This is a genomic window from Desulfovibrio sp. MES5 (genome assembly GCF_002237645.1).
Lineage (GTDB): Bacteria > Desulfobacterota > Desulfovibrionia > Desulfovibrionales > Desulfovibrionaceae > Desulfovibrio.
The window spans coordinates 40,558-51,866 of the sequence record NZ_MJUZ01000008.1 but is presented as its reverse complement, the minus strand read 5'-3'; the positions used below and the strand labels follow the sequence as shown (position 1 = coordinate 51,866).

The window sequence follows — 11,309 nt, the reverse complement described above, 5'->3', positions numbered from 1 at the left end:
AAGCAGGCAGCGTCTTCCAGGCAGTACAAAGCCCACCGTGTTCGCTTCAGCAGTACAAAAAAATGTGCCCGCCGGTATATCCGTCGGGCACATTTTATGTTTATCCGCATCCGAAAGGGCATCCTGCCCTACGAAAAAATCTGCACAAACCGGGGATTACACCCGAAAAAATCCGTGTGCAGTGCTGTTAGGTCAGGGATTAACCATAACCTTTGCCGGGCGCAACAAACGGTCGCCCAATTTATAACCGCGCTGCAACACGCGTGCGACAGATCCGGGGGCCAGGTCGGGCCGCGCGTCAAATCCCACGGCTTCGTGCAGGGCAGGATTGAATTCCTCCCCTTCTTCACCGATGGGGCACAGCCCGCGCTTGCCTGTCGCTTCAAGCAAGAGTTTGCGCGTCATGGCGATTCCCTGCATCATATCCTTGCACACCTCATTGGTGCTGCCATACTGCAACGCCAGATCAAGGTTATCAAGGCTCGGCAGCAGATCGCTCAAAACGCTTTCAGAGGCGTAGCGTACCTGTTCCTCATGTTCCCGCTTGAGGCGCTTTTGAAAATTGTCCATTTCAGCGGCCATGCGCAGACGCATTTCTTCCTGCTCAGCCTTGCAACGCGCTTCTACTTCAGCAGCGGAGGGTTCAGCTGATTGCCCCCAATGGACTTCAGGCATATCGTCCAGCGAGACAGGATCCACCACGCCATCCAAACCCTGAGGATCTCCGGGATTGTTAAAATTCAGGCCGTCCTCAGAAAACTGATCTTCTGTCGGCGCTGTCTCTCCATAAGTTTTCTGCATTTTGTGACGCTGCATGATTCCTCCCAAAGTCGCCCCGCCAGCAGCGGCGCGTTCATCTGATGTAACTAAGTTCCCCCTCCCTGGCTGTCAAGGCTGTAAAAGCGCTTGACCTTTTTACATTTTAAAATATAAGTTAATAGATAGACATTATGGTATTTAAAAGTTCAATAAATTCATGACCGACCGGCCTTCAAGCCAACCCAATATCATGCCTGCTGATTAATTTTGCCCCTCAATTACGCAATGTCGCTTCATGTCATGCTATTAGTTACTATTGGAAATTCATTGCCGACATGTTCCTGAGTTAGCGTACTCCAAAATCTGTTTTTTCCGCCCTGGAGGCTAATATTATGTCATGGCGCAACGTTTTTGTTTTCTGTTTCTTACTATTCCCTCTACCTGCCCTGGCTGAGGAGCCATCTTTTACACCAAAAATTGGCATCCAGTCCCTGCCAGAACTCGTTTGTACTGACAAGAAGTTCAAATATTGCGGTCAGCGGTTGCCGCATCAGCTTCAGGTTACTGCCCCCGTTATTGAAGACCCGGACTGGTATGTTTCACCGCCAGGCAGCAACAGACCCAAACCCCGCTATGTGGGCTGCTGGGGAGAAACACAGTATCTGTTCGTTCTCAAGGAGGCCCTGCAGGGCAATCCTGTGGCCATGGCCGACCTTATCATACGGGTACAGTGCACTTCATCCTCTCTGCCCCTCGCCTATCCAGACATTCCCGACTTTATGCATTCCACGGCCTTCTGGCTTGACTGGGCTGCCCAGTACACTTCGCCAGGCTGGGTCTACGCACGACTGGCTTTGTATGACGAAGGCATCGGACATACCCGCAGCGCCTTTACCAAAGGAGCCTTTCTTGGCGACCCCAAATCCATGCATGCCTACGCGACCCGCTGGAACACGGGGGCAAACCTGCAGTGGCTGCTTTTGGCGGCCGATGCAGGCTACGCCCCTGCAGCGCATGAGATATCACGCTGGTACCGCTTTGGTGGCGAAAAATGCGGTTATGCCCTGCCCAATTCCCCTGACCAGGCCCTGGCCCACAAATACCTCGTCATTGCCATGAACAAAGGGCATGCCCGTGCCTTTGGCGACGCTGTTTATGAGATACTCACCGGAGAAGATGCCCAGGCCCGCCTGAAAGACGCCTACATGTACACGCAGATAGGCCGTGCTCTTGAAGACTTGGAAGACGGGCTTTTGCTGGTTGGCAGGCCCCTGCCCACAGTCAAGCCTGTAACCTTTGACGATGTGCTTGGGTACGCCAGGTATGTGCTCATGCCCCCACATTCTTCCTTGAGCAATACAGAAAAGCAGTTTAGTCAGGTTACAAAATTTGCCAAAGGATTACGGCAGCTTGATGCTCAAGACCAGGCGGAGGCCACCATCAGCGCCGTAGCCTGGCTGCGGAACTTCCAGGTGCGGCAAGAAGCGGATATGGCCGCTGAGCGCGCCCGCAGGAACGCGCTTACCGCCCGCTTGCGTGAGATATGCCTTCCGGCGCTTGACTACCTTGCCACCCTGCCGGATCCTCCGATCGGGAAAGGCAGCCCTTATGGCGGCCCCATCACCACCACGGGGATGTCCCGATTCGCCACACCAGGTTTTGGCATGGGCAAATAGCCGACAGTCCACGTCAGCGCTCACCCCGCTGCCCCCCGCTTTCGCTCGTCTACTGACCCCATTCTCGCTGCCGCAGCGGATCAGGGGAGCCTCGACATTCCTCCGGCCCTTCTGTATATTCCCCCCAACTGAGGTGAGGAAAATACTATGACATGCCGGACACTGACACTGCATAGCGAGCAGGAATGGCCCAAGCTCGCCCAATGGCTGCAAGGGCGCAACAACCCCGGTGACGGGGTGGAAAGCGCCGTGCGTGATATTATCGCCGCGGTACGCGCAAAAGGCGATGAAGGGCTGGTAGAGTATACCCGCAATTTTGACTGCCCGGACTTTGCGCCGCCGCTTCGCGTGAGCGAACAAGAAATAGCGCGCGCAGCCGCTGCTGTTCCTGCCGAAGACAGGGAAGTCATCAGTCAGGCTGCTATCCACATCCGCGCTTTTCACGAAGCCCAACTGGAAAAATCGTGGTTCACCACACGGCCTGACGGCAGCATTCTTGGGCAGCACGTTCTGCCCATGGACGCAGCAGGGCTTTACGTGCCCGGCGGACAGGGCGGCAATACCCCACTTATCTCCAGCCTGCTTATGTGCGCCATCCCCGCGCAGGTGGCCGGGGTTCCGCGCCTTGCCATCTGCACTCCGCCGCGCAAGGACGGCAGCGTCAACCCGCACATTCTCGCTGCCGCTCATCTGCTGGATATTGAAGAAGTTTACCGCGTGGGCGGGGCGTGGTCCATTGCGGCCCTGGCCTACGGCACGGAAAGCATCGCGCCCGTTGACGTCATTGCCGGGCCGGGCAATATTTTCGTCACGACTGCCAAACGCCTGGTGCAGGGCATGGTCGGCATCGACATGATCGCAGGCCCCAGTGAAGTTCTCATCCTGGCTGATTCCTCTGCCAACCCCACGTGGGTGGCGGCGGACATGCTTTCGCAGGCAGAACACGACACGCTTGCCTCTGCCATCTGCGTCACTGACGACCCGCGTCTGGCCGAAAGCATCCGGCAGGAGCTGGACAAGCAGTGCATGGCCCTGCCCAGAGCCACCACCGCCGCCCGGTCGCTTGAAGAGTGGGGAGCCATCGTGGTTACGCCCAATCTGAGCGTGGCCGTGGCTGTGGCGAATATGGTGGCCCCCGAGCACCTGGAAATCTGCACGCGCGACCCTTGGGGCGTGTTGCCGCATATCCGCCATGCAGGGGCCGTCTTTATGGGGCAGCACAGCCCCGAAGCCGTGGGCGACTACTTTGCAGGGCCCAACCATGTGCTGCCCACTCTGGGCACGGCACGTTTTTCCTCAGCCCTTTCGGTGCAGACATTTTGCAAAAAGACCAGCATCGTGGCCGCGTCATCGACCTTTTTACAGCAAAACATGCAGGCCATAGCCGCTCTCGCCCGTATGGAAGGGCTTGAAGCGCACGCCCGCAGCGTGGAAGCACGCGCAAAAAAATAATCAGGCTGACAAGTATCAGGAGCCCTCATGAAAGTTGTTGTCAAGACAGACATCAGCGCCTATCCCCTGCTCTCTCGCGGGAAGGTTCGCGACATCTACAACGTGGACGAAAAAACTCTGCTCATCGTCACCACAGACCGCATGTCGGCCTTTGACGTGATAATGAACGAGCCCATCCCGTACAAGGGCGTGATCCTGAATCAGATCACCCTGTTCTGGATGGAAAAATTCAAGCACATCATCCCCAACCACCTGGTCGAAAGCGACGTCAACCGCTTCCCGGCGGAACTGGCCCCGTGGAAGGACGAGCTTGAAGGCCGCTCGGTACTGGTGCGCAAAGCCAGCCCGCTGCCCGTGGAGTGCATCGTGCGGGGCTACATCACCGGATCCGGCTGGAAGGACTACCAGGCCACCGGCTCTCTGTGCGGGTACGCCCTGCCTGCCAACCTGCGCGAATCCGACAAGTTGGAGCCCGCCATCTTCACCCCTTCCACCAAGGCGGAACTGGGGCAGCATGACGAAAACATCAGCGTGGCCCAGGCTGCGCAGCTTCTGGGTGAAGACCTGGCCCGCAAGGTTGAAGAAACGTCTTTGGCCATCTATGAGGCAGGCCGCACGTACGCCGCTGGCCGTGGAATCATCGTGGCTGACACCAAATTTGAATTCGGCATGATTGACGGCACGCTGCACCTTATTGATGAAGTGCTCACGCCCGACTCTTCGCGCTTCTGGCCTGCGGACCAGTACAAGCCCGGGCAGGGTCAGCCCAGTTTTGACAAGCAGTACCTGCGCGACTGGCTGAAAAAACAGCCCTGGAACATGCAGCCTCCGCCACCGCCGCTGCCCGAAGAGGTCATCACGGCCACTGCCAATAAATACAAAGAAGCTTACGAAATTCTTACAAAATAATTCCTTCAGCCAACGCGACGCCATGTTGCGGCGCATCGGTTGACCCGGCCTTTGCCTGTGCACGACGCGCTATGCAGCCGTGCGCAGGCAAAGGCCGGGGGCACACGTCGGCTTTTGTCGCAACACGGGCCGGCGACAGGCACACTTCAGACGTGCCTGCAGTGTACCCCCAGGCGGCTTCAGGCTGCCGTGGCTCTTTGCCATGCGCACTGGCCAAGGCCGCCCCGAGGGCGCGCGGCGGACAATCGCACCGCTGACGCTTTCGACAGATTTTTTGTACAGCCGCGCCGTCACAGACGACAGGCGGTAAAAAACAACCATTGCCGGCCATGGCCGGACCGTATTCTCTTAGGAGGACTCATGCTGCTGCAAGGAAAGAAAGCCCTTATAATGGGACTGGCCAACAATAGAAGCATCGCATACGGCATCGCCGCCGCCCTCAAAGCCCAGGGCGCGCGCCTTGCTTTCAACTATGTGGGCGACGCCATTAAAAAGCGCGTGGAACCTCTGAGTGAAGAACTGGGCGGCGAATTTACCTTCCAGTGTGACGTGTGCGACGATGGGCAGATTAACGACGCTGCGGCCATTGTTAAAGAAAAATGGGGCGATCTGGACATTCTGGTGCACTCCGTGGCTTTTGCCAACCGGGATGACCTCTGCGGCCGCTTTGTGGACACGTCGCGCGACGGCTTCAAACTTGCGCTCGAAGTTTCGGCCTATTCCCTTACCGGGCTTTGCCGCGCTTTTGAACCGCTCCTTACCGAAAACGCCTCTGTGCTCAGCATGACCTACCACGGATCCACGCAGGTCATCCCCGGCTACAACGTTATGGGCGTCGCCAAGGCCGCGCTTGAAGCCTCAGTGCGCTACCTGGCGTATGATCTTGGCCCCAAGGGCGTGCGCGTCAATGCCATCAGCGCTGGCCCCATCAAGACGCTGGCCGCCTCCGCCGTGTCCAGTCTCAAGGATATTTTCAATATGGTGGAGAACAACTCCCCCCTGCGCCGCAATGTGACGACCGCCGATGTCGGCGGCGTGGCGGCTTTTCTGGCTTCTGATCTGGCCCACGCCGTTACGGGGCAGGTCATTTACGTGGACAGCGGCTTCAGCAAGGTGGGCGCGTCCGCCTGAGGATAACAAACTATGGGCAACCTGACGCTCAACGCCTTAGCCATCACGGTGCTGTCGGCCCTGGGTCTTTGGGTTTTCTACCGCTCGGCAAAAATTGAAAAAAAGCGGGCGGATGAAGAACGCAAAAAGAAAAATACTCCTGGGCAGGAGTAGGCAATGCTTATAAAAATCCTGCTGACAGTGGCCATTGTAGGGGGCCTGTTCTGGATGCTGACCAAGACTGGCGGCGGCATCTGCTGAATGGGCTTTCGCCCGCCCCCCCTCCGGCGGAGGGATGAAAAAAAGTCAGAGAGCGAAAAAACGCCGCCCGAGAACAAACCTTAGGTGGCTGACATACGTTTGAACGGCATTAGCCCATAATTTTTACCATTTTTTTCTTGCCTTCTTTGTGCATATGCCATATACAGGTTCGGCTTTGCACGACGAAGCAATGCGGAGAGGTGTCCGAGCTGGTCGAAGGAGCACGATTGGAAATCGTGTGTACGTTAATAGCGTACCGAGAGTTCGAATCTCTCCCTCTCCGCCATATTTCAAGGGCTACTGGAAACAGTAGCCCTTTTCTTTTGGTAGCTCATCGCCATTCGTGATTCTATTCGTGATGGACACAAAAATATCTGCGCTCTCCCCTATCAACCCCAAGGTTGTGGAGAGATATTTCGTTGCTCTCAGGTTCATGCGTCCGAGGGCGCTCTGCGCCGTGTATGGCCGTTGAAATGAGTTGCTGCAACATGCGGGGGGCAGTAAGCCGTATACGCCAAAGCCTCTGCGTGTTGGCATATCCGAGGCGCAGCGGAAAGGTCGGGCGGGAGGCTAATTACAAAAACACCCCGAATTCTGCGTTGGCCGGATTCGGGGTGTTTTTCGCCTGCCGTTATGACGGGCGGTTGTTCTACCGAGCGCTCAGCAAGGCCGCCTGGCGCACGGCCTCAATGAGGCTGTCTTCACTGGCAACGCCTTTTCCGGCTATGTCAAAGGCTGTTCCGTGGTCCACAGAAGTCCGGATCACGGGAAGTCCGATGGTGATGTTCACGCCATCGGCGATTCCCATAACCTTGATCGGCCCGTGGCCCTGATCGTGGTACATGGCTATCACGACGTCAAAGTCACCTCTTCCGGCACGGAAGAAAAGCGTATCCGACGGCAGCGGGCCTTCCACATTCCACCCTCTGGCCTGCGTGGCCTTCACAGCGGGAAGAATCTTTGTTTCTTCTTCTCCATTGCCAAACAGGCCGTTTTCTCCGGCATGGGGATTGATGGCGCAAACCGCTATACGCGGATTGGCGATGCCCGCACGCACAAGCGTGTCGTGCGCCCTTGCTATGGTACGCTCCACAAGGGCGGGCTCTATCTTGTTGATGGCGTCAATGAGGCCCAGGTGGGTGGTCACATGCACAACCCGCAGGATGGGCGTCATGAGCATCATCGAGACTTCAGGCGTGTCCGTAAGATGGGCCAGCATTTCCGTATGCCCGGGAAACATGCGCCCTGCCGCGTGCAAGGCTTCCTTGTTCAGAGGGGCGGTGCAGATGGCCTGGGCCTTGCCCGCCTGCACAAGTTCCACCGCTTTCTTGATGAACTGGTAGGCTCCTTCGCCGGATATGGGCGAAACCACGCCGAAGGGATGCCCCTTGGGAATAACCGGCACATCGATACAATCAATGGCGCCAGCTACATACTGAGCATCACCCGGGTCGGCAAGCGCATTGACAGTAACCGCGCTGCCCGTGATCTCCGCGGCTTCACGCAGTCGTTCTGCGTCGCCAACCACAAGTATCCTTGCCCATGCGGCCATATCGGGCCTGGCCATGGCCTTGACTATGATTTCAGGCCCGATGCCGGAGGCATCGCCCATGGTAATGGCCACAATTGGAAGCTTCAAGCCAATTCTCCTTTATAATTTGCAGCGCGTATATATTCTATGCACCTGGCCAGGGTATGCTCGGTGCCGAAAGAACCGGCCTTGGTGATAATGGGCAAGGCATGCCTGCCCAAGGTCAGGCCCACAGGCACGCCGCTTTCAACCTCGGTCACAAGCTGTATGCCGTGAATACCCGCACGGGCCATGAGCATGGCGGCCGTTTCTCCTCCGGTGGCCACAAGACCGCCCGAAGCCTCAAGAACGCCATGCAGAGCTGCGGCAAGACGACTGGCCAGGCTGCCGCCCTTCGAAAGGTCCGGATCGTCAACCTCAACGATTTCCGCCACAACGTCACGGCCTGCAAGCAGAGCCTCTTTGATTTCCCGCCCGCGCTCTTCAAGTGCCGCGTCACTGGCGGAAGTCAGTTCAGCGGGCGTAAAGGGCACATGAAGCACAGGCTTTGTATCCAGCACAAACCGCAAGGCCTGACGCGAAACCCGTACCAGACTGCCCACCACCATAAGGACGCCGCGCTCCGTTGCCGGAACGGAAATGGTCACGCCACCGCGATCCGGAGCGGACATGCGCGCCAGCGGCACGGCAAGGCCCCCGGTCCCCGCGAAGAAAACCCTATCAGCTAAAGGATAGGTAGCCTCGGCAATGATTGCAAGGTCATCTGGCGTTTCAGCATCGCAAACAACGCCGTAAAAGCCTTTATTCATGCAGTCCTGAACCAGAGCCGTGATGCCGCCAACGCCGCTCCGCACCACATCCAGCGTGATGCCGTACGTTTTTACTCCGACCGCGCCAAGGTTTTCCACCAGATTGCCGCTGGGGTACGTATGATCCCTTGCCCAGACCTCTGTGGCTTCAAGGGGCTCGCCGTTGACCAGCACGCAGCCATTGACCGTTGTTCTGCCAGTGGCCGGAAAGGCAGGAGCCATAACCAAAAACGAAGGGCCGCCGAGCTTGCGCAGCACTTCAATGGTGGCCGCAGTTTCCGCCATGGGCTGTCCGCGCATGAGGGAATCAAGCTTTTTATAAAGCCGCATGGGTCGAGCAAACCGCTGCTCCAGCAGGCAAACATGGGCCTTTGCCGCCGCTGTTGCCGAAAGAGCCCGGCTTGCCACATCCACTGCCACTACCCCGCCGGGTACGTCCGCAGCCTCGCCGCCCTCAAAAAGCACTGATGCGGGCATGCCGCTTTTGGCAAAGGCGATGGCGCAATCTGCCGCGCCTGTGAGATCATCCGCGACAATAAACCAAGATGGATTCATAGCGTTCCCCTGTTACGAACCTGCGACGAATGCGCCCTTGCGCCCGCCCGCAGGCATCCTCGGCTAAGCCTCATTTTCATCCGGCAAATCCTTGGGAGCTCCAAAAACTTTGACGCCCCACGCGGTGACAATGGGGGTGAGAATGGCCGTGACCACCACGCAGGACGCCACAAGCACTGTCGCCTGCTGCGCGGCAGGCGCATAGACGGGGTTGGCCTGGGCAATGATCATAGGCACGGCGGCGGCGTTGCCAGCGGTTGAGGAAGCGGCCAATCCGGCAACACCAGTGCCTCCGGTCAGGCGATCCCCAATAAAAAGAACTATGCCGGTGAGCAGCACAACACAGACGCCAAGGCCAATGCCAAGCAGACCCGCATTCCAGACCTTGGAAAGATCAAGCCCGGTGCCAAGCGCAAAGGCGAAAAACGGAATGAGCACCGCAGGAGCAGCTTTGAGAAAATCCCTCATGTCCTTGTCAAGGTTGCCAAGAATCATGCCCAGAACCAGGGGGAAGATAGCGCCAACCATCATCTGCCAGGGAAAGGCCGAAAGCCCGGCTACGCCCAATGTTACCATGGTAAGAAATGGGCCGGACTCAAGACACATGATGGAGTATGCGGCAACATCCTTGGGTCTGCCGTATTGCCCCATGAGGGCCATATACAGCCCGCCGTTGGTGTCATTAAGGGCGGCCACTATGGCCAGAGTGGAAATACCCGCAAAAAAGCCTTCTTCCACCGGGGCCTCGCCAAGAAACTGCCCCACGATAATGCCGATGATCGCGGCCACGCCCACCTTGGCCATAAAGAGAACGCCTCCCTTCTTGATGATGTAGGGAGTTGTTTTAAAACTGATGGTCGCGCCCATGCAGACATAGTAAACAGCCAGAATGCTTGTTGCCCCGGTAAAAAGGCCGCCAGTAAAAGAACCAAATATTTTGGGCGTATTGGGAAAAAAGGTGTTGCAAAGCGCGCCAAGCAACAGCGGAATGACCATAAGCCCGCCAGGAACCCGTTCCATCGTCCGTTTGATCTGCATGACTGAACCCTCCAGCTGCGTAACCGCATCCCGCATATCGGGGCAAGTTAAAAATGATTGATCCGCGCAATAAAACAACACCAAAAACCAGGAAGAACACGCAGAAAACACAAAAATACGCCGTTTTCTGGCACCCCCAGGAATTCATAGCAGATTGGGCAAAATGCGCAAGAATTTTTATTTTTACCGGGATAATCCGTTTTTTACAAATTTTTTTGCGTAATTCACGCATATTATTTACTTCAGGAAGCCTTACATTTATTCCCACTTCAAGGTATATAACTGCTAATTACGTACAGGAAGGGTAACTATGCGACGAAGCAGAGAACGGCGTACGGCCATGCTCGAAGCCATCGCGAGTGGAGCCAACGACATAAAATTATTGGCTGAAAAATTTGGAGTTTCATTTTCCACTGTACGGCGCGATTTGCAAAGGCTCTCCAAAGAAAAAGCCGTGGCCCGTACCTATGGCGGCGCAATGCTTGCGCCTTGTATTCAGGAAGAAAACTATCCCGTCCGCGAATGGCAGCACCGCGCGGCCAAACAGACCATTGCCCAGGCTGCGGCGGCTCAAGTTGGGGACGGAGAAACCATCATCCTTGACGGTGGTTCCACCATTACCTCCATGGCCCGCTTTCTGTATGACAAAGAGCTTACTGTCATTACCAATAATATTAAGCTCACCGCCATTCTTGCGGATGCGCCCAACATAAAAACCATCTTTCTGGGCGGCTCCATCAGGCCAATCAGCATGAGCGCATACGGCCCTTTTGCCGAAAGCGCCCTGCGCTGCCTTACGGCCGACAGGGCTTTTACCAGCGGCAACGGCCTTGTGTCTGACCGTGGCCTGTGCGAAGCCACGCTGGAACAAATATCGCTCAAGCTTCTCATGATGCGTCAGGCCAAGGAAACATTCGTGCTGGTTGATTCCTCCAAACTGGGCTGCGCGTCGCAGCCGATCTGGGCGCAACTGCCGCTGGACTGGACCCTTGTCACGGACGCGGATGAAAATCTTTGCCAGCCCTTTGTGCAGGCTGGGGCCAAGCTGATGTGCGTCAAACCTTCCGGCGCAGACAACGACGCCAGGGAAGAATGACGCGCCAGCGGCCCTGCTCGTGACGACGCTGTCAAAAACGTTAGCGTGTTTTTCTCGTCTGGAGCGGTGGTTCCAGAGGCAGCGGCTTGCGGTCATCACATTATCTCAAGGTT

At 56.8% G+C, this 11,309-nt stretch carries 10 protein-coding genes and 1 tRNA gene; 7 read left to right on the top strand and 4 right to left on the bottom strand.

Features of this window, described 5'->3' with window-relative positions; all coding sequences use genetic code 11:
- Window positions 1-192 precede the first annotated feature (192 nt).
- The gene (gene grpE, locus BCS36_RS02740; RefSeq protein ID WP_291301394.1) at window positions 193-816 is read right to left on the bottom strand and encodes a nucleotide exchange factor GrpE; all 624 of its coding nucleotides are present in this window, start codon (window positions 814-816) and stop codon (window positions 193-195) included.
- A gap of 485 nt (window positions 817-1,301) precedes the next feature.
- On the opposite strand from grpE, the gene BCS36_RS02735 reads away from it, so the two are divergent.
- From BCS36_RS02735 to BCS36_RS02710, 6 genes are all read left to right on the top strand, one after another.
- Window positions 1,302-2,435 carry a hypothetical protein gene (locus tag BCS36_RS02735; protein WP_291301393.1) on the top strand — a complete coding sequence of 378 codons (1,134 nt, stop codon included), beginning with the start codon at window positions 1,302-1,304 and terminating at the stop codon, window positions 2,433-2,435.
- A gap of 147 nt (window positions 2,436-2,582) precedes the next feature.
- Window positions 2,583-3,887: a histidinol dehydrogenase gene (hisD, locus tag BCS36_RS02730; RefSeq protein WP_291301392.1), complete on the top strand. Its 1,305-nt coding sequence runs from the start codon at window positions 2,583-2,585 to the stop codon at window positions 3,885-3,887.
- 27 nt (window positions 3,888-3,914) lie between these two features.
- A complete protein-coding gene (locus BCS36_RS02725) occupies window positions 3,915-4,796 on the top strand; it encodes a phosphoribosylaminoimidazolesuccinocarboxamide synthase (RefSeq protein ID WP_291301391.1) in 882 nt (293 codons plus the stop codon).
- 360 nt (window positions 4,797-5,156) lie between these two features.
- Window positions 5,157-5,927, top strand: a complete 771-nt coding sequence (locus tag BCS36_RS02720; RefSeq protein WP_291301390.1) for an enoyl-ACP reductase — start codon at window positions 5,157-5,159, stop codon at window positions 5,925-5,927.
- Between the two features lie 12 nt (window positions 5,928-5,939).
- The gene (locus BCS36_RS02715) at window positions 5,940-6,080 is read left to right on the top strand and encodes a hypothetical protein (protein WP_291301389.1); all 141 of its coding nucleotides are present in this window, start codon (window positions 5,940-5,942) and stop codon (window positions 6,078-6,080) included.
- A gap of 281 nt (window positions 6,081-6,361) precedes the next feature.
- Window positions 6,362-6,453 (top strand) — tRNA-Ser (locus BCS36_RS02710).
- Between the two features lie 363 nt (window positions 6,454-6,816).
- On the opposite strand, the gene pdxA is transcribed toward BCS36_RS02710, so the two are convergent.
- From pdxA to BCS36_RS02695, 3 genes are all read right to left on the bottom strand, one after another.
- Window positions 6,817-7,806: a 4-hydroxythreonine-4-phosphate dehydrogenase PdxA gene (pdxA, locus tag BCS36_RS02705; RefSeq protein WP_291301388.1), complete on the bottom strand. Its 990-nt coding sequence runs from the start codon at window positions 7,804-7,806 to the stop codon at window positions 6,817-6,819.
- Window positions 7,803-9,062 (bottom strand): four-carbon acid sugar kinase family protein, encoded by a 1,260-nt coding sequence (locus BCS36_RS02700; RefSeq protein WP_291301387.1) that lies wholly within the window; start codon window positions 9,060-9,062, stop codon window positions 7,803-7,805. Before BCS36_RS02700 ends, pdxA begins: the two co-directional genes overlap by 4 nt.
- Before the next feature lie 63 nt (window positions 9,063-9,125).
- Window positions 9,126-10,100 (bottom strand): 2-keto-3-deoxygluconate permease, encoded by a 975-nt coding sequence (locus BCS36_RS02695; RefSeq protein ID WP_291301386.1) that lies wholly within the window; start codon window positions 10,098-10,100, stop codon window positions 9,126-9,128.
- 310 nt (window positions 10,101-10,410) lie between these two features.
- On the opposite strand from BCS36_RS02695, the gene BCS36_RS02690 reads away from it, so the two are divergent.
- The gene (locus BCS36_RS02690; RefSeq protein WP_291301385.1) at window positions 10,411-11,196 is read left to right on the top strand and encodes a DeoR/GlpR family DNA-binding transcription regulator; all 786 of its coding nucleotides are present in this window, start codon (window positions 10,411-10,413) and stop codon (window positions 11,194-11,196) included.
- Window positions 11,197-11,309: the final 113 nt, after the last annotated feature.

Coding starts and splice junctions, on each gene's coding strand:
- BCS36_RS02725 (WP_291301391.1), top strand. CDS start 3,915: ATGAAAGTTGTTGTCAAGACAGACATCAGCGCCTATCCCCTGCTCTCT.
- hisD (WP_291301392.1), top strand. CDS start 2,583: ATGACATGCCGGACACTGACACTGCATAGCGAGCAGGAATGGCCCAAG.
- BCS36_RS02695 (WP_291301386.1), bottom strand. CDS start 10,100: ATGCAGATCAAACGGACGATGGAACGGGTTCCTGGCGGGCTTATGGTC.
- BCS36_RS02715 (WP_291301389.1), top strand. CDS start 5,940: ATGGGCAACCTGACGCTCAACGCCTTAGCCATCACGGTGCTGTCGGCC.
- grpE (WP_291301394.1), bottom strand. CDS start 816: ATGCAGCGTCACAAAATGCAGAAAACTTATGGAGAGACAGCGCCGACA.
- BCS36_RS02720 (WP_291301390.1), top strand. CDS start 5,157: ATGCTGCTGCAAGGAAAGAAAGCCCTTATAATGGGACTGGCCAACAAT.
- BCS36_RS02690 (WP_291301385.1), top strand. CDS start 10,411: ATGCGACGAAGCAGAGAACGGCGTACGGCCATGCTCGAAGCCATCGCG.
- BCS36_RS02700 (WP_291301387.1), bottom strand. CDS start 9,062: ATGAATCCATCTTGGTTTATTGTCGCGGATGATCTCACAGGCGCGGCA.